Source organism: Lacticaseibacillus yichunensis (assembly GCF_003946405.1).
GTDB lineage: Bacteria > Bacillota > Bacilli > Lactobacillales > Lactobacillaceae > Lacticaseibacillus > Lacticaseibacillus yichunensis.
Genome location: NZ_RHOG01000021.1, coordinates 1 through 17,710, shown reverse-complemented (window position 1 = coordinate 17,710; position 17,710 = coordinate 1). Strand labels below are relative to the sequence as shown.

Annotated in this window: 19 protein-coding genes; 10 read left to right on the top strand and 9 right to left on the bottom strand. The window is 56.3% G+C overall.

Annotated elements, in window-relative coordinates:
• Positions 1 to 96 precede the first annotated feature (96 nt).
• Positions 97 to 1,125, top strand: a complete 1,029-nt coding sequence (add, locus tag EKM95_RS07355) for an adenosine deaminase (protein ID WP_125697201.1) — start codon at positions 97 to 99, stop codon at positions 1,123 to 1,125.
• Positions 1,126 to 1,669: 544 nt separating this feature from the next.
• On the opposite strand, the gene EKM95_RS07350 is transcribed toward add, so the two are convergent.
• Positions 1,670 to 2,836, bottom strand: coding sequence for a GNAT family N-acetyltransferase (locus tag EKM95_RS07350; protein WP_125697200.1), 1,167 nt, complete (start codon positions 2,834 to 2,836; stop codon positions 1,670 to 1,672).
• Between the two features lie 124 nt (positions 2,837 to 2,960).
• Between EKM95_RS07350 and EKM95_RS07345 the strand changes: the two genes are divergently transcribed.
• Positions 2,961 to 3,203 (top strand): hypothetical protein, encoded by a 243-nt coding sequence (locus tag EKM95_RS07345; RefSeq protein ID WP_125697199.1) that lies wholly within the window; start codon positions 2,961 to 2,963, stop codon positions 3,201 to 3,203.
• Positions 3,204 to 3,250: 47 nt separating this feature from the next.
• Here the strand turns inward: EKM95_RS07345 and EKM95_RS07340 are convergent, their stop codons facing one another.
• A complete protein-coding gene (locus EKM95_RS07340; RefSeq protein ID WP_125697198.1) occupies positions 3,251 to 3,742 on the bottom strand; it encodes a hypothetical protein in 492 nt (163 codons plus the stop codon).
• Positions 3,743 to 3,987: 245 nt separating this feature from the next.
• On the opposite strand from EKM95_RS07340, the gene EKM95_RS07335 reads away from it, so the two are divergent.
• On the top strand, positions 3,988 to 4,170 hold the full coding sequence (locus tag EKM95_RS07335; protein WP_125697197.1) for a hypothetical protein: 183 nt from the start codon (positions 3,988 to 3,990) through the stop codon (positions 4,168 to 4,170).
• A gap of 84 nt (positions 4,171 to 4,254) precedes the next feature.
• Here the strand turns inward: EKM95_RS07335 and EKM95_RS07330 are convergent, their stop codons facing one another.
• The 3 genes from EKM95_RS07330 to EKM95_RS07320 form a co-directional block, all read right to left on the bottom strand.
• Positions 4,255 to 5,166 (bottom strand): DMT family transporter, encoded by a 912-nt coding sequence (locus tag EKM95_RS07330; protein ID WP_125697196.1) that lies wholly within the window; start codon positions 5,164 to 5,166, stop codon positions 4,255 to 4,257.
• 4 nt (positions 5,167 to 5,170) lie between these two features.
• Positions 5,171 to 5,722 (bottom strand): DNA-3-methyladenine glycosylase I, encoded by a 552-nt coding sequence (locus EKM95_RS07325; protein WP_125697195.1) that lies wholly within the window; start codon positions 5,720 to 5,722, stop codon positions 5,171 to 5,173.
• Between the two features lie 116 nt (positions 5,723 to 5,838).
• Positions 5,839 to 6,294, bottom strand: coding sequence for a universal stress protein (locus tag EKM95_RS07320; protein ID WP_125697194.1), 456 nt, complete (start codon positions 6,292 to 6,294; stop codon positions 5,839 to 5,841).
• A 660-nt stretch (positions 6,295 to 6,954) separates the two neighbouring features.
• On the opposite strand from EKM95_RS07320, the gene EKM95_RS07315 reads away from it, so the two are divergent.
• The 3 genes from EKM95_RS07315 (at position 6,955) to EKM95_RS07305 (ending at position 8,516) form a co-directional block, all read left to right on the top strand.
• Entirely contained in the window at positions 6,955 to 7,347 is a 393-nt protein-coding gene (locus tag EKM95_RS07315; protein WP_125697193.1) for a helix-turn-helix domain-containing protein, read from the top strand.
• Between the two features lie 197 nt (positions 7,348 to 7,544).
• Positions 7,545 to 7,910 (top strand): hypothetical protein, encoded by a 366-nt coding sequence (locus tag EKM95_RS07310; RefSeq protein ID WP_125697192.1) that lies wholly within the window; start codon positions 7,545 to 7,547, stop codon positions 7,908 to 7,910.
• Between the two features lie 33 nt (positions 7,911 to 7,943).
• Positions 7,944 to 8,516, top strand: a complete 573-nt coding sequence (locus EKM95_RS07305) for a class I SAM-dependent methyltransferase (protein WP_125697191.1) — start codon at positions 7,944 to 7,946, stop codon at positions 8,514 to 8,516.
• 250 nt (positions 8,517 to 8,766) lie between these two features.
• Here EKM95_RS07305 and EKM95_RS07300 read toward each other — a convergent pair whose 3' ends face one another.
• Positions 8,767 to 9,402 (bottom strand): type 1 glutamine amidotransferase, encoded by a 636-nt coding sequence (locus tag EKM95_RS07300; RefSeq protein WP_125697190.1) that lies wholly within the window; start codon positions 9,400 to 9,402, stop codon positions 8,767 to 8,769.
• Complete coding sequence (locus tag EKM95_RS07295; protein ID WP_125697189.1) at positions 9,403 to 10,230, bottom strand: TIGR02452 family protein; 828 nt, start codon at positions 10,228 to 10,230, stop codon at positions 9,403 to 9,405. It abuts the gene before it with no gap.
• A gap of 150 nt (positions 10,231 to 10,380) precedes the next feature.
• On the opposite strand from EKM95_RS07295, the gene EKM95_RS07290 reads away from it, so the two are divergent.
• The 3 genes from EKM95_RS07290 (at position 10,381) to EKM95_RS07280 (ending at position 14,142) form a co-directional block, all read left to right on the top strand.
• Positions 10,381 to 11,754, top strand: coding sequence for a hemolysin family protein (locus tag EKM95_RS07290; protein WP_125697188.1), 1,374 nt, complete (start codon positions 10,381 to 10,383; stop codon positions 11,752 to 11,754).
• A 478-nt stretch (positions 11,755 to 12,232) separates the two neighbouring features.
• A complete protein-coding gene (locus EKM95_RS07285; RefSeq protein WP_379897147.1) occupies positions 12,233 to 13,645 on the top strand; it encodes an MDR family MFS transporter in 1,413 nt (470 codons plus the stop codon).
• The gene (locus tag EKM95_RS07280; RefSeq protein ID WP_125697186.1) at positions 13,642 to 14,142 is read left to right on the top strand and encodes a DUF4811 domain-containing protein; all 501 of its coding nucleotides are present in this window, start codon (positions 13,642 to 13,644) and stop codon (positions 14,140 to 14,142) included. The genes EKM95_RS07285 and EKM95_RS07280 overlap by 4 nt, the downstream gene beginning before the upstream one ends.
• An 85-nt stretch (positions 14,143 to 14,227) precedes the next feature.
• Here the strand turns inward: EKM95_RS07280 and EKM95_RS07275 are convergent, their stop codons facing one another.
• Together EKM95_RS07275 and EKM95_RS07270 are read right to left on the bottom strand one after the other, a co-directional pair.
• Positions 14,228 to 14,914: an ABC transporter ATP-binding protein gene (locus tag EKM95_RS07275; protein ID WP_125697185.1), complete on the bottom strand. Its 687-nt coding sequence runs from the start codon at positions 14,912 to 14,914 to the stop codon at positions 14,228 to 14,230.
• Between the two features lie 13 nt (positions 14,915 to 14,927).
• Positions 14,928 to 16,454 carry an ABC transporter permease gene (locus EKM95_RS07270; RefSeq protein ID WP_125697184.1) on the bottom strand — a complete coding sequence of 509 codons (1,527 nt, stop codon included), beginning with the start codon at positions 16,452 to 16,454 and terminating at the stop codon, positions 14,928 to 14,930.
• A 201-nt stretch (positions 16,455 to 16,655) separates the two neighbouring features.
• On the opposite strand from EKM95_RS07270, the gene EKM95_RS07265 reads away from it, so the two are divergent.
• Positions 16,656 to 17,465 carry an HAD family hydrolase gene (locus EKM95_RS07265; protein ID WP_125697183.1) on the top strand — a complete coding sequence of 270 codons (810 nt, stop codon included), beginning with the start codon at positions 16,656 to 16,658 and terminating at the stop codon, positions 17,463 to 17,465.
• Positions 17,466 to 17,710: the final 245 nt, after the last annotated feature.

Genomic DNA, 17,710 nt, shown 5'->3' with positions numbered 1-17,710 from the left:
AAATCGCCGCCTTTCTTCTTAATTGTATTGTACCGCATTGACCCGCGCGGTTGGGGCAAATCCGAATATGGTAAACTACTAACAGGAGGCGACATTATGTTGAGTGAAAAGGCGTTGCACCAACTGGGAAAAGTCGAGTTGCATTGTCATCTGGATGGGTCGCTGTCACTGCCGCTGGTGCGGCGATTGGCCCAAATGGCGGCCATCACCGTTCCCTCATCGGACGAGGCACTTCGCCAGCTGGTCCAGGCGCCCGCCGATGCAAAGACCCTGATGGATTATCTGCGGCCCTTTGATTTTGTGCGTCCATTATTGCAGACAAAAGAAGCGTTGCGCCTGGCCGCGTATGACGTCTTGGCCCAAGCAGCCGCTGAAAATGTGCGCTATATCGAGGTCCGCTTCGCCCCGGAGCTTTCGATGGATCAGGGTCTGACTGCCACCGACACGATCTTGGCGGTGATTGCCGGCCTTCAAGATGGCATGGCCGCGTTTGATATTCAGGCCCAGGCCCTGATCTGCGGCATGCGCCAAAGTCGCCCCGAACTTTCCGCCGCAATTTTTCAGGTAGCCGGCCCATTTCGCGGCCAAGGCGTGGCAGGGGCAGACTTCGCTGGGAACGAAGCGGATTTTCCGCCTGATGTGTTGACCATCGCCAGTGAGGCCGCCAAAAAAGCCGGTTTGCCACTGACCTTTCACGCTGGCGAATGTCACTGCGCGGCAAACGTCTACCAAGCGATCTCGGCAGGCGCCACCCGCATTGGCCACGGCACCGCACTGTTTGACGAGCCCGCCATGGTCCAGCAACTTGCCAGCGAAAATGTCGCCGTTGAGCTCTGCCTGACCTCTAATCTGCAGACCAAGGCCGCCGCCTCTTATGCCGAATTTCCATATCCCGCACTTGCTCAGGCAGGCGTGTCGCTATCCATCAACACCGACAATCGCACCGTCTCCAATACCACGTTGACGCGCGAGTACGCGTTGTTCCAGGAACACTTCGGCTTGACCGCCGCGGATTTCGCCCGCATCAACCATCAGGCCGCTGATGCCGCATTTTTGGCTGACGAGGAAAAAGCACAACTGCAAGCCCGCCTGACTGAGGATTACCGGCCACTGCTTGCAGACTGAGCCACTGAGTCGAGGCAAAACAGGGCCATCAGCGCGGCCACGAAAAAAGTTCAAAAAAGATGTAAGCGCATCCTTGACAAAAATTGCGAACCGGATCTATACTTCACTTACTAAAAGTTTAGAAGCTCAAACTTGGCGGCAGGCATGTCATTGATCTGCCAGGCAAAAGCGACGAACGGCCGGCTCCTTTGCGGCTCGCAACCATTGATGGTGTTCTAGATCAGACATTAGGGAGCATGGGCTGCCTCCTACCATCAATGCACGTGAGTCGGGAAGTCCGGAGTACTAAGCCAGCGGCCGGGGTACATACCGCGCGATGGTAATTGAATAGTGATGAGACGGGGTTCTTTCCTGTACCCAAGGGGAAGGGGGAGAACCGCGCCGCACCAGCACCAAACAAGCTGGCGAAAAATTTGGACCTCGGCGGCCTGTTTGCTTTGCCATTCACGCCAACGCGTCACCAAAAAATCGGGATCTGTACGTGCAGGGTCAACTACCCCTGCCGCTCAGATCCCGATTTTTTTGTCTTGACGCTTTTCTTCTATTAAAAGTAATCGTACAGTTGCCCCTGCTTCTGCATGAACACGTCAGACAGATTGGCCGCGGCGAATGCATCGCCATCCACCAAGCCGAGCTGATACGCCTCGCGCAGCGGGCGAACGCCGAAACTGGCTTTGACGAGCTGTTGTTCCGTCATCACCACAGCCGGCTGTTGATCAGTTTTCGCCAAATGGACACGGCCATCATCGATCGCCAACTCCCAACTGGCATTATTTTCCGGCACGTAATCATCCTTGATGCCAATCACGACTGGCGCGAGGTCAGATACTTGGTATGGGTAGCGCTGCAAGAAATCCGCCACGTCGACGATGCGCGCCATCATGAACGGCACCAGCTGCGTCGTCAACACGCCAGGCTCCGGCAACAGGTCGTGCAACCCAGCCGCATCCCCTGCCTCATACTCGAAATGGGAAAACGCGCTGCGGTGCGCGGTCACGAACCGGCCCAGTGCCAACAGCGCGTCCAGGTCGTCGTAAAACAGTTCGTGAACGCGGAAAGTCGTCCCCATTTTCTCAAAGACGACATAGCCGACCGGATGATCGCCCAACGCCGCCACGGCCACCTGCCGCGTCGGATAATGGCTGGCCACATTCAGCCACCACCAGTCCTCACGCCGCAAGCCTCCGCGCGTGGCATTGCGGTTGCGGCTGTATACCTCGGCCATGGCCGGAATCGCCGCACCATAAGACAGCCGTGTCACGGTCGTCTCGCTTTCGCGCACTGGTACCTTGGGTAGGTCGCGGGCCGCGATCGAATGAATGGCGTGTTCGAACGCATTTTCATACCCGAAGCGCCGGTAGAATGTTGCGGAAAACGGCGCCAGGTAGGACAGTGTCTCGCCGTTTTCCCGCATGTCGGCAAACGCTTGCCGCATGATTGCGCCGATACCACCGTGGCCGCTGGCTTCCGGATAGCTGGCGACATAGCCCACGCCGCTCATCTTGAAGGCAGTCCCCGCCAGGTCAACGGTAAAATGCGTCCCCAGCAGGCCGGAGCTCAGCGGCTCCCCTGTCGCCCAGCCGCTGCTATGGGCAAATAAGTTTTTGAAGGTCGCATCGCGCTCTGGACTTTGCGGCTTGTTGAAGGCATACCGCGCCAACGCGTAAAAAGCGGGCAGGTCCTGTTCCTGCATCTGATACACATCTGCCATATCGGCTCATCGACTCCTTTGTCTTAATAAAAATGTAAGCGCTATTCACAAAATCATCACAAACTCATCGGCCGCCGACCACATTCAACTGCGATGATAGAGACAGTCGAAAGGAATGATGCTTATGTTACGCGACCAACAAGATGTATACACCGCCAAGCTCGATCAGATCTCCTACCCGAACATCACGGGCCACATGGAAAATGGCCAGGCGATTCTCATCGAGACGAACAAAAAACAGCGCGACGACCCTGCATTTTGGCAGGCCATCAGCGCCATCTTGAAAGCCCAACTGTGGGTGCCGGTCTCCAAACGTCTCCATCAATTGCTCGACACAGATTGGCTGGCCGCGCCGCAACTCAGCTGAGCACCGACCCGCGCGCAAATTCATGAGGTTGGGCCGCGCCAGTCAGACTAGGCTTTTTGCCAATCCGCAAATGCCTGCGCCGCCACGATGAACGTCACCAAGGCGTCGTGCGACAGCACATCGGCCAGCGTGTCGTCATCGCCCGTGCTTGCGGCCGCGCCGACGACTTCCAGGCCAAACTTCACGATGTTGAGGTCTTTTTTCGGGGAATAGGTCCCGTCGAAAACAGGCTCGTGGTTATACGTGAAGTTCAGCGTGTCTTCCGTGAGCGAGCCATCCACATGGTTGACCATGATGCGGTCTTCCAAGGCAGAAAGCGGCTGGTCATCCGCCAGCAAGTTTAATTTATGATCGGATTCATTTTGAAAATATTGACCTTGCCGCACACTGAGATAGTGTGCCGCTGGCTGCTGCAAAACACCGAGCTGATCGACAGCGGCAAAAACGCGGTCGACCGGCATCGCCTCTTTCTTTTCCAAAAGCGCGGTGCTGTGTGCTTCAAGCCAGTCTGCTAAGTCACTGATACCGAATTGATCCATGGGGTTCGTCCTCCCTTGAGCGTCAAAATCATTTTCATTGTATCATTTATTGCGCGGCACGCCTATGATAAGCGCCGCAAAGGGTGTCGAGCGGGGTGTTTTAGGGTGGGCAGCTAAGTCGACCCAGCCGCTCGATGGCCAAGTGCGCTATCAATCGTCTGGGCCGAACTACCTGCTCATACCTAAACGCCCCGCTACGCACCCTCACCAAAAATCGCTATAATAGACGTGAGGAGGCGAGCATCATGCCAGCACGTCAAACTGTTTTGCCAGTCGTCGATGCAGAAGGCAACCCGCTGCGGCTCCAATCGCACATCACGTACAAGTTGCGCGTTAAAAACGGCTATATCTTAGCCCTGCGAGCCGACCAGCACCAGGTCCGGCTGCCAAATCTGATGACCGTTCACGCGCATTGCCAGAAACGCTAATATAATAGAAGAAACGCATCGCGCGACGAAAAGGCGTCGCAAGGCCGGGCTTTTGTAGCCGGTTTTGCAACGCCTTTTGCGTGCTTAATTTTCTTTCAGTTGCGGCGCTTTTGGTGTCGTGATCACCATCAGCGAAACGGTCGCAATGATGATCGCCCCGCCTGCCAACTCAGCCGGGCCCATGTGCAAATGCAGCAGCGTCACCGCCACCACCGTTGCCCCAAGTGGCTCAAACGCGTCGAGCAAGCTGGCCGCCTCGGCGGAAATATATTGCAGGCTGGCCAAATACACCAGATACGCCACGATCGTCCCGAATACCACGATGAACGCGTAGCTCCACCAGCCATCCGCCGGCATGTGCGGAATCCCGACCCAAAACGGATGGTAGACCGTCATGCCAATACCGCCCAGCAATTGCGCCCAGGCCGTTACCGTCAGCGGGGAATGCCGCGCCAGCAGGCCTTCCGGTAACATGTTGTATGCCACCGCGGCCCACGCAGCCATGATTCCCCAGAAAAAGGCGCGCGGGGAGATCGCCAGCTGCGTAAAGTGGCCCTTGGTGACCACGAGTGCCGTACCGAAAAGCGCCATCGCGATGACGACCACATCGATGCGCCTAGGCAATGACCGGGACCGGATCGCCATGATCACCATGATCAAGACCGGCGCCAGGTACTGCAAGATCGTCGCCGTCGCCGCATTGGCCACCTCGACCGCCTTGAAGTAAATGTACTGCATCGTGACCATGCCGAAGATGATGAAAATGATCATCTGAATCGCATCTTTTTTGGTCCGCCACGGATCCAGCACATGCCGTTTATCGATCAAAAGGGCCAAGATCATCGTGACGACCCCTGCCATCAGCATTTTTGAACTGATCAGCCAAGAGACCGATACCCCATACCCAAAAATATGTTCACTGGCTGGGCCGGAAACGCCCCACAGCAATGAGCCAAATGTCGCAAGGCCAATGCCCAGCTCGCGTTGATGCTTCATGTCCCTACTCCTTACCGCGCGCCTCCCCCCGAAGATGGTCATCGATCAGCCCTGCCCCCTGCATATAACTGTAGGCGGTGACTGGCCCGATGAACGAAAAGCCGCGCTGTTTCATATCTTTGGCCAACGCCCGCGATTCATCGCTGGCACTTGGCACATCCGCCTGCGTCGCCGGCGCATGAACAAGCGGTTGGTGATTCACAAAGCCCCACAGATAAGTGTCGAGGCTGCCAAATTCCTGTTGGATACGCAAAGTTGCCTGCGCATTTTGGACGATTGCATTCAATTTTCGCCGATTGCGGATCAGCGCCGGATCTTGCATCGCCGCATCGAGCTCAGCTTCCGTCATGACGGCCACTGCACTTGGGTCGAAGCGGTGGAAAGTCGCATTGAACGCCGCCCGCTTTTTCAGCACCAACTGCCAGTTTAACCCAGCTTGCAGAATCTCTAAAGACATTAATTCAAACAATCCCTGATCCTCATGGTGCGGCTTGCCCCACTCATTGTCGTGATACGCGCGCAAAACAGGATCGCGGTCATACCAATATTGTGCCATGCCGATTCCTCCTTGTTGAAAAATGCGAGTCGTTTGCCGTTTTGACTCAGCTTACTATCAATTACGCGAATTGGCGAAAAAAAAAACCGCGGGTCGCCCCACGGCTCAACAATTGCCTAGTCGTTCGTCTTCGTCTTGACGATCACCACATCGCAAGGCGCTGTGCGATTGACATACTCGGTGACAGATCCGACCAGCACGCGCTCCACGGCATTCAAACCAGTGGCGCCGATCATGATCAAGTCGGTGTGATGGTCATGCGGAAAATCTGTCGCGATGACCGTCTTCGGATTGCCGAAACGAATATGGATCGCAACATCGTCCAACCCGGCTTTTTTCGCCCGCTCCGCCAGCCCATCCAGGTACTTTTCAGCATCCTGCGTCAGCTGGTAGATCGCGTCACCGGAGATCATGCCGCCATAGCCACCGACAAACTGCTTGGTGTCCAGGACGTTCAGAATATCGAGATGCGCGTGATTCGTCGTTGCGACCTTGACCGCTTTATGGAAAGCCAGATCTGACTCATCAGAGCCATCAACGGGAACCAAGATCGTGGTATACTCCTGATCCATATGATCACTTCCTTGTCTTCTATACCAATAAGCCTACGCCAGCCAGCCGGGAAAAACAAGAAAAAGACAGGGTGCGAAGGCCCGCGAGATGGTGGAACAGCTAGGTCGGCTCAAGCGATTGATGGCGCGCTTGGCCATCGAGCGCTTGAGGTGCCTAGATGTTTCCACCATGCAGGCCTGAGCCCTACTAGGGTGCGAAGCGGGGCACTCAGCGGTGAGCAGGTAGGGCGGCCGGGACGATTGATGGCGCACTTGGCCATCGAGTGGCCGGGACGACTACCTGCCTCACCTCTGCCCCGCGTAGCCCAACTACGGTGCGAAGGCCCGCGGGATGGTGGAACAGCTAACTTGGCCCTGGCGCTTGAAGCAAATTTATGCTCCGAAAAGCCTCCTCCAGCCGCCACGCCTTCAGCCGTAAAAAATAATTGCCATTCTTGCCGTTTCCGTCGCAATTCCATCCACCGGTTCCCGGTATCAGCTACGTCCGAGAGGCAAAGCAAACGATTGCACGCGTGTTAATAACAAGTGTCAAGATACGTAAATAAAAAAAGTGATAACAACGAGCGTTTTCGTTGCATTTTCCATTAAATACAGTTACATTAATCAATGATGCGGGGCGCCTGTCCGTCCCCTCTAACTTATAGAAACGTGGTGAGACACATGACAGAAACAGTAGGAAGCACCCTCCGCCGGATTCGCAAGAATCGCGGCGAGTCGATCGTCACCGTCGCAAAGGCAACGCACACCTCTCCAGCAAGCTTTACCAAGTGGGAAAACGATCAAACGGTGCCAAGTGAACGCAGTATTCGCAAACTTGCAGAATATTACAACACGGAACCGCTTGAGATCTTGGCCGTTGCTTTTCCAGACAAGTACGCACCTGCCGAAGAAAAGAAGGTCGTTCTTGAAGGCAGCACCGTCATTCGCGTCGAGGATCTGCTCAGCGATACCACCGTGTTGACCTATAACGATCAGCCGTTGACGCCTTCTAAGAAGAACTTGATCGCGTCCTTTACTGCGGGCTTGATCATCGCTTCAGCCGACAAAGACTGAGCGCTTAAGCCGCCTCGAGCGGCTTTTTTGATTCCGGTAGGCCATCGCCCCTTCCACAGTTGGGCTCCGCCGAGCAGGGGTGGAACATCTAGTTGTCCACCCCTAAGCGCTCGGCGTCACACCCTTCCAAGCATTCTCGGCCCACATCTTGGCCGCATGCGGTATACTGATAGGTAATAGAAAGAAGGGATCGCACGATGAAACTGTATCAAGGATTGACTCAGGTCCAGGTCAACGACGTGTTGGCTGACGACGCCCCTGCATTCACCATTACCACCGACCTGCAAAAGCCATTGAATTTTTCACCCGATGACTTGTACCACTACATCGATAGTGTGCTCAAGCCCGGTAGCCGCCATGATGAAAATAATCTCAAGTTCGTCACCGACCCGGCATTCATCGGCGAGAACTACGATTTTGCCAGCATTCCGCTGACTGCTGGCCTCAAAGATTTCGAAAGCAAAATGACCTTTGCCCGCAAGCTGGTGGCTGATCTGAACCGCCACATCTCGATCAACATCGACATCACCAAGCACGAGTTCCAGCTGCTCTTTGTCGATTGATCACCGGTTGCCTGCCTAGAAAGAAGTGTCCGCATGGATAAGGATTACCCGAATATGGCCCCGAGCCCCGAGAAGCTGCCCACCACGACTGGTAATAAGCAGCCGCTGTGGCAGGCGCTCGCGCAAAAAATGCCCAAGCTCGCCGGCCTGCGCGTTCTTGTGATTCATGCAGGCGATGGCTGGTTTTGTCGCTATGCGATCAACCACGGGGCGATCGAGGTCCTCGGCATTTCCAATGATGGTGCGGCGATGAGTGAGGCGCGTGAAACGGCCAGCTCCGATCGCCTGCGCTATCGCATCATGCCAGATGGGTATCTGAAATTGCTCAGCGGGCCGTTTGACCTGATCGTCGGGACCTTTGATCTGCGCCAAGATGACCTGCACGCCGCCAGTCACCAGCTGAGTCGGTTGCTCAAGCCAAGCGGTCGCCTGATTGCCGCGGTAGCCACCCCGCTTGACCCCAAGCCGGCCGATGGGCTCCAGATTCGCGAGTTATTCACCTCGCGTCTGGCCATCGATCAATGGTACCAAGTTTCCGATCAGCGCCTGCCGCTCAAGGAGACGGTTCAATTCATCTTGTCGAGTCGAACGAAAAAAACAAAATAGGTCGTTCAAAAGGGCCAACCAAGATCTGTGCGAACTGCGCAGGATTTGGGCTGGCCCTTTTGTACTGGTTTTCGTTTCTCGAATGAGGAATGCAGCAGGCCTAAACGCGCCGCTTCGCACACTGTCTTTGTCGGGCGCCGGGCCGCATGGCGGAAACATCTAACTGTGCCTGTCACTCGGGGCTAAAGACAGCCCCAAGCGCCAGGCCCAAGTTAGCTGTTCCACCATCCCGCGGCCCTTCGCACCCTTTTTAAAATGCAAAGCAGGCGTCCAGTTCATCGAAGAGTAATTGCTTGCTGGCGGCCACTTCCGCCTCCGTCAAGACCGGGGCCGATGCAAATCCTTCTTCATTGGCGATGGTCTGAAACGCCGCAACGTCCAGCTCCGGGTGAAATTGGACCGCCGCCAAATGTCGATGATACTTGAAGCCCTGCACCGCGCCGAGCTCGTCTGAATACGTTTGCGTCATCCCCGGAAAAGCGGTGATACCTTCTGTGTGCGCCTCAAAAACCGGCAACGTCGCGCCAGTCGCCGCATTCGTGACCATGGTGCGGCCATATTGCGGGTACGTCAGCGGGCCAACTCCCGCCGCAAACGCCCGGGCGATCTGCTGGGCACCAAGGCAGATGCCAAACACCGGCCGATTGCGCTGATCCAGGCTCCGCACCAAAATTCGCTCAGACGACAGCCACGGCAGATCATCATTGACGCTTTGCGGTCCGCCCAGGATGATTAGACCGTTCAACTCGCTGGCCCGCAGCGGCATCAGATTTTCACCTTGATCCGGCCTAAGCAGCTTGAGCGTCACGTCATGCGCCGCCGCCCAATCCGCGACAAAGCCCGGTCCACAATTATCCGCATGTTGTAAAACAACAACTTCTACCATTTATATTGTTTCCTCCTTCAGATCACGGCCGAGTCCCGCCACAAACAGAGGCAAAACCGTGCCACGCCGGTCATAAACTGCGAACCAGATCGTCTCAAACACGCCGGCAAATTCCGGCCGGGCCAATTGCTGCGCAAACAGGCGGCCGACTTCCCGCGGGGGATTACCGAACACCCCACTGCCAAACGCGCCCAAGATGGGGGTGGTCACGCCATGTTTTTTCATCGCGCGCAAGGTCTGGCTGATTTTGAATTCGATATCCGCCAGGGCCTCGGCATCGCTCAGGTGCCCGCGCCGCCGATCCGGAGCCGCCACGGTCACGATATCAACTTGGTGGTCGGCTACAGGCGCGCCGGTTCCGGAAAACACCTGCCGCACCCCCGCCGAATAGATCAGCCACGGCGAAAAGAGGCCGCGGTTGGGATGAGCGCGGTTGACTTCATAATACGTTGCGCAAAATTGTTCCAACGCCGGCACAAGGTAGGTGCCCTTTGCGATTGCCTCTTCCTGCGCCTGTGCGCCCAGCTCCACCCCGCCACCTGGCCGTGTGGGACTGGCAAAATTCATCACGCCGACGCGGCCGGGGAGCTTGGCCATCACCGTCAGTACATCCGCGTTCACCAGCCGCCACGGGGTTTCGTCTACCGGCCGGCCAAGCGTTTCGTCATCAGCCGTGAAAGGCGTTTTGCCCTCGCCCGTGCGGCGTCGTTGACCTTCAGCCCTGCCAGACGTTGCGGGCAGCGGTTCCGTGATCAATTCGCTGATCGGCCACTCCGGTTTTTTCGCGAAGCGGCGCATCGTTTCGCGGTACATCGTCACTTGATCCATCTGCGTCTCCTTCATTTCGGCAATTACCGTCTCTATTCTACACCACCGCCCGCCGGCTTGGGGAAACGCGATGCCGCGCGGGTCCCCGTGTACACCGCGAGTAAAAATGTTAAAATAGAGCCACATATGCATGAAATGAGGAATGAATGAATGGATAGTGGCCAAGTTGCCTCTAATCTAGGAATACTAGTCATCACGTTCGTCTTCGCCACTTTTTTTGTTGCGGCGGAGTTTGCGTTGGTGCAAAGCCGGCCAAGTGCACTTGAGGAAATGCTGGACCAGGGCCAAGGCAACCGCAAGAAATTGCAGCGCGCCTTGCGCATGGTCCACCGGCTGAATGAATATTTATCAACCACACAGGTCGGCACCTCGGTCTGCGGGATCATCCTCGGCTGGATCGGCGAGGATTTCATGGAATTTATTCTGATCGATCTGATGCAGCTGGTGCATCTCCAGTTGCCAAACGGTGGGCTCCATGCAGTGGGGGCCGTGCTCGGGGTCATTGTGTTGACCTATCTGGAAGTCGTCATCACGGAGATCGTGCCGAAAAACATCGCGATCGACATTCCGATCAAGGTCCTGATGCTGGTCGTCACACCGCTGCACTATTTTCACCTGGTCTTCTACCCCTTCGTTTGGCTGCTCAATGTGTCCGCGAACGGACTGGTGCGCCTGCTTGGCATGAAGCCTGCCGACGAAGGCAACGAGGCCTTTAGCCAGGCGGAGATTCTCAATCTCTCCAAGGCAGCCGTGACCACCGGCGAAATGGACCAAAACGATGTGGTGTACATGCAGCGCGCCTTTGACCTCAACGACAAAGAGGCGCATGACATCATGGTCGACCGCACCAGCTTGGTCGTCATCGATATCACCGCGACGGTCAAAGAGGTCCTGCGCAAATATCTGCAAGAAGGCTACAGCCGCTTCCCGGTCGTCGCAAATGGCGACAAAGACAAGGTGCTCGGCTATGTTTACATCTACGACCTCGTCAAACAGGCCCAGGTCGATGACAGCGTGCATGTTTCCAAGCTTCTGCGCGCGATCATCACCGTCCCGGAAGTCACCCCGATCTCAACGATTCTGACGCAGATGATTCAAAAACAGGCACCGATCGTGGTCGTCGTGGATGAATATGGCGGCACCTCGGGCATCGTCACTGACAAAGATATTTATGAAGAGTTATTCGGAACTGTCAAAGACGAGATCGATGACGTCTCCGATGAATACATCATCAAAACAGAGGACCCAGATGTCTACAAGGTCAGCGGGAAAACCACGCTGTATGATTTCGAACGGTTCTTCCACACCAAGCTCCGCGAGTTCCAGGATTCAGAGATCATCACCGTCGCCGGCTTTTTGATGGAAGATCATCCTGAGCTCAAGCTGCACGACAGCGTTCAAGTCGACCGCTACACCTTCACCGTCGCCGATTTCTCGCGCGGCTTTGCCAACTGGTTCAACGTCACGGTTGGCCCAGAGATCATCCCCGATGACGACGAAGACGCCACGGATGACGACGAGTAAGACCTTGAAAATCAAGTTGTAAAAATTGAGTCAGGACGCCGAGATGCGTGCTGACTTATTTTTTTGAATGACGGTTCGGCGCAACAGCAACAAGGACTCTCGCATTTTCCGCCGAGTCGTTTTAATATACAGATTTGCAAAAAAGTGCTATCATTATTAATTGCAATTTTCATTAAAAATGAGTGCGGGAATGAAAATAGAACTCGGGTGAGCCTCGCTGGGTGTTGGGGTCGAAGTTGAGGCCCGTCTAATTGGTCCAGTGTCCCGCGGGTCTCCGCACCCTCACAGTTGGGCTTCGCGGGCTAGGGCTAGAGCGTCTAACTGTCACGTGCACTCGAGGCGAAATGCGCCATACGCACTGGGCCAAACTAGCCGCCCGGACATCCCGCGAGCTTCCGCACCCTTTTCAAATAGAAAGGATCTGATTCACGTGAATTCTCCCGTTGATGTTAACGGTAAGCCGTATCATCGTGGGCTGATGGTCGCCACGCTTTTGATCGGCACGTTCACGACCTTCCTGACGCAAACGATCTTGACCACCGCGTTTCCGACGCTGATGAAGGATTTTCACATCAACGCCTCTGCGGTGCAGTGGCTGACCACCGGCTTCATGCTGGTGATGGGCATCATGATTCCGGTGTCCGCCTGGCTCCTGAGCAAATTCAATGTTAAGTATCTCTACATGACTGCCATGTCCATTTTCTTTTTGGGCACGCTACTGTCGCGGTTCGCGCCGAGTTTTCAAGCGCTACTTGCCGGGCGTTTGATTCAAGCAATGGGCGTCGGCATGTCCGCCCCCACGTTCCAAACCGTCATGTACTCCATTTTTCCGCCGAACAAGCGCGGCTCGGCGATGGGACTGGCCGGCATCGTCATCGGCCTGGCGCCTGCGATCGGTCCTACCTTGTCTGGTTGGGTCCTGCTCAACCATTCCTGGCGCTCGCTATTTTCCGTCATTCTGCCGATCGCCGCGCTGGTCTTGATCTTGGCCAGCTATAGCATGCGCAAAGTTCTGCCGACGACGAATCCGAAGATCGATGTGCTGTCGGTCATCGAATCGACGCTTGGGTTTGGCTCCCTGCTGTACGGCTTTTCAACGGTCGGCGATGAAGGCTGGGGTAGCCCGATCGTCATCGCGGCCCTGCTCATCGGCGTGCTATTCGTCGGCCTCTTCGTTTGGCGCCAGCTGCACATGGAAACGCCACTGCTGGAGCTGCGCGTCTTCAAGAGTCCGCTGTTCACGCTGTCCGTCATTTTGACCGCGGTGGCTTTCATGTCCATGGTCGGCGTCGAAATGGTCCTGCCGATGTACATTCAGACGATTCGCGGCCAAAGCGCCTTCAACTCCGGCCTGATTCTGTTGCCCGGCGCCATCATGATGGGCATCATGAGTCCCATCACCGGCAACATCTTTGACCGCATCGGCGCGCGCCGGCTGGCCAACACCGGGTTGTTCCTCCTGCTGGTCGGGACAGTACCACTGATGACGCTGACGGCTGAGACACCGATCATTTTCGTCACCGTTTTGTACACGGTCCGGATGTTTGGCATCACCATGGTTACGATGCCTGTCACCACAGCCGGGATGAACGCGCTGCCCGCCAACCTGATCAACCACGGCACCGCCGTCAACAACACCGTTCGCCAGGTGGCCGCCTCAATTGGCACCGCCATCCTGGTCTCCGTCTTGTCGACCGTCACCAAGGGCCAGATGCCGACCGGCGCGCTGAAGCTCGCTGAGCCGATGCGATACGCGCTGGGCGCGCAAAACGCAACCGTTGCCGGCTACCGCGCGGCCTTCATCGTTTCCGTGATCTTGGCGACACTCGGCTTTGCCCTCAGTTTCTTCTTGAAAAAAGATCCAGCCGATAAAGGAGGTGCCGCGCGATGATCTTAGCCATTCTTTCCGTTTCGGCGCTGTGCTTCTTCCTTTTCGCCGTGCTTTCCCAGCGTGGGGCCTTGCGCCGCATCATGACACTGCTGTTCGGCGCCTTGATCATTTTGTCCGCCGCGGGTATCGCCGCCAATGACGTCAATCATTTCGGCATGGTGCAGAAAACAACCTTGACCACCGCCCCACTGGTTGGCGCGAAGCAGGAGAAAGTGTTGCTGGCCCAACCACTCGGCACAGCCGGCAAGGAAAATGCGTATCTGTATCGCACCAATCCGCTGAGCACCAAAGTCCTAGTCGCAAAACCGGGCCTGCACGCCACCACCGCCGTTGTCGATGGGCAAAAGGCGCAGGTCCGCAGTTCAGTCACCCGCTGGCGCTACAGCGGCACCTGGTCCGCATTCCTATTTTGCTGGTCCGGCCAGGAAAATTCGATTGCATCGACTGATGTGACCTTCGTTGTGCCCAGCGATTGGCAAGTCGTCAACGCAAAATAAGCGCGACTGCGCAACAGAACAGCAAAACCCCGCCACGACTTTCTTCAGTCGTGGCGGGGTTTTTCGAATCCTTTGAAAAATCTGCTTAATCCACCATCGCCGGAACAGGGGGCTGTTTTTGCCAAGTCAGCTCGCGGTGCTTCAAGCGCAAGACCGCGTCGCATTTGGCCGCGCCGGCCGCATCATGGGTGACGATGATCACGCATTTGCCCTGATCATGCGCCAGCTGATTGAACAGCGCCATCACCTCATCGGAATTGGCCTCATCGAGGTTCCCGGTCGGCTCATCCGCGACGACCAGCGGGGCATCGCAAACCATGGCGCGCGCGATCGCGACACGCTGCTGCTGGCCGCCGGATAAACGCTGGACGTTTTGCTTCATCTGCTCCTCGGTCAAACCGAGCTTGCTCAGCATCTGCATCGCGTATTGGCGATCACCATTGTGGCTGGAGTGGGTGATGGACAGCGCCGTCATCAGATTTTCCAAGGCGGACATATAGGTGAATAGGTTGTAGGCTTGGAAAACAATGCTGACATGGTGGCGGCGGAAGTTGCTGAGGCCGCTTGCCTGAATATCTTCGCCGCGGAACAAGATCTTGCCTGCCCGAGGTTTGTCGAGGCCGGCAAGCAGCGAGATCAGCGTGGTCTTCCCCGTCCCGCTTTCGCCGACGATCGCATAGCTGATGCCAGCGTCAAACGTCAAATCGAGGTCCTTGAACAAATAATCCTCTTTGTTTGTGTACCAATAGGATAGATCTTTTGTCTCTAACATGAGGGGGCTCCTTTCAGCTACCGATCAGCACTTTTTTCGGCTGCAGACGCAAGATGCCAGCGGCGCCCGCTGTGATCGCGATCAAGATGATGGCAAGGCCCAAGACGGTGAGCAAGCCGACATCCTTGAGCGTGATGCGCGTGGAGAGTTTCGCCTGTTTTTGCATTGCTGCTTGATTTGCAGACGCGCGCCCGCCCATATTACCAGGCATTTGGCCGCTCGGGGCGCCTTGGCCTTGATCGCCGCTCGGGGCCTGGCCGCCGCCTCGGGTGAAGCCGCCTTGCGCGTTGTTCGTGGTCGACGTTTGCGCCGAAGCGACGACTTGCTCGCCGAGTTTATCCCCGACGAACTGACCGCCGGCACTCGCCAGGCCGATCGCAACGAGCAACACCACCAGCAGTTCGCAGAAGAATTGCGCGATGATCTTGCCGCGCCGTTCGCCAAGCGCCAGAAGAACGCCGATCTCAAAGCGCCGCTCGCGAATCATCAAGATGACGATCAAGGCGAGAATGATCGTGCCGGCGATCGCGACCAGCCAGACGATCTTATCCGCAAAGCTTGTGACCGACGACATCGAGGCCTTCACCATTTGGTAGCTGGCATCATTGCTGTCGATGGAGAATTTGCTGGTGTTGATCAGCTTCTTCGCCGCTTTTTGCACACTATCGACCTTGCTTGGCGTGGACACGGTGAAAATAACGGAGTCTGCCGTGTTTTTCGCATCGCTCCCCTTCAAGGTGTTGGCAAACGAGTAGCTGGTGAAAATTGTGTTGGCGGGGTCGCTTGCGCCAGGTCCCATTTGGGCGGTGCTGCTGGACTTGGCCTTGTAAATGCCAACGATCGTGACCGTGTAGCTCTTGGCCGCCGCATCATCCGTCTTCAGGGACTTCAGCTTGATGGTATCGCCGACCGCCAGATCATTTTGCTTGGCAAGCTCGGTCTCTACCACGACATTTTTCGTCCCGATATCATCCGACGTCAGGCCGCGACCCTTTGTGATCGTGTTCGTTCCATCGGAAAAAGCGGTGGCGCCGGCCGTACTGGAAACGCCACTGATCGTGATGTCGCCGGAATTGTCCTCAAAGCCGCCCCGGCCGCCAAAACCGCCGCCGCCCTGCATGATGCTGGTGCCGGTCGACGTTTCGATCACGTCAAACCCGCTGGCATTGGCAGACGTCGACACCGACACATTGTAACTTTCGATGCCGCTGAGCTTCGCGATCTTCTCGGCATCGCTGAGCTTGACCGGCGTCATCGTTAGACTTGGCCGTGTCGGCGTGGTGTCGCTATCCGAATCGCTATCTTGGCTCTGGTCTTCCATCTGCTCGCGCATCTTCTTGAACGCGGCTTCCCGGTTGGCACTGAGCGTGAGCGTAGCGCCGACGCTACTTTTCGCGTTGGCGACTGCGGTGTTGGCCGCTGAGCGCAACAAAAGGCCGGCCAGCACGAAAAGCATAATGGCTGCGGTAACAAGAATAAGTAGGGCAGACCGACCCTTTCTCGCCCACAAGTTGAGCCAGGCGCGTTTGACAAAATTCATATTGAGACTCCCTTCTCTGTCCGTCTGGGGACTAGTTTTAAAATAGCGAAGAGAGTTGGCTAACTCATGCACAAAATAGGATTAATCTGTGAATGCTGTGAAGAATATGAGAATTTTCCCAAGACCGCGGCAGCGCTTGCACCCCACCGCCTGAAACGTTAAGATTGATGCGGAAAAATAAATAATAAAGGATGTCTCGTCATGTCTCCCTATCTGATCTTCATGGACGTCGACAACACATTGATCGGCCCCAGTTTGAAACCATCCCCTGCCAACCTCGACGCGATCCACCGCCTGAGCCAAGCCGGCCACCGCTTTTTTATCGCTAGCGGCCGCGCCCTGTTTTCCGCCCAGCAGATCGCGAACATGGTGGGCCCCGACTTGAACGTCATCGCTTCCAACGGTTCCGTCACCAAAGTCGATGGCAAGGTGACCAGCGTACACTTTGACGCCCAGACCCTGACCGACATCTACAACATCACCCATGACCTCCACCTGCCGACCTTTTTCTTCTCCAAGGACCGCGTGCTGTACCTCGATCAGCTGCCCGCGGATTACACCGAGGACGGTAAGCGGCGCGTCGCCGGCGAAGCCCCCGACCGCTACATCCGCATCGACTCCGCCGAGCACCTGCGCGCCCACCAGCAGGAGATCACCAACGGCATCGTGATCGAGCCCCACGACGCCGCCTTGCTTGAAGCCGGGCGCGCCCGGCTAAAAAATGTGGCGGGCCTCGATACCTCCAGCTCCTTCATCGACAATATCGAATTGACCAAACATGGCGTGAATAAGGCAGACGCCATCCGCCGTGTGTGCGCGCAACTCGACCATCCCCTGGACCGCACCATGGCGTTCGGTGATGGCAACAATGATCTGGAAATGCTGATGTATGTCAAATACGGCGTCGCAATGGGCAACGCCGCTCCAAACGTCTTGGAAAAGGCACCATACCGCACCACCGACGTTGCGCATGACGGCGTGGCAAGTTATCTGAATGCGTTCTTTAAGTAATACTGCTTGTGTGTTGGCCGCGGGGTGTGTCCGCGGCTTTTTTTGTTGTGCGGGGCCGTGCGGGTCGGCTGGGTAGCTGGGTGGCTGGGTGTGATGCCGTCACATTAGTTCCTGCGGGCCCCCCGCGCAAATAATGTGACACCATCACACCAATCCGCACGCCCACCGGGGCGTGCGGACAAAAAGTTGGACTTCAGGTATGATATTAAATGTACTCACTAAAAGAGAAGCAGAGGGCCGTCGAG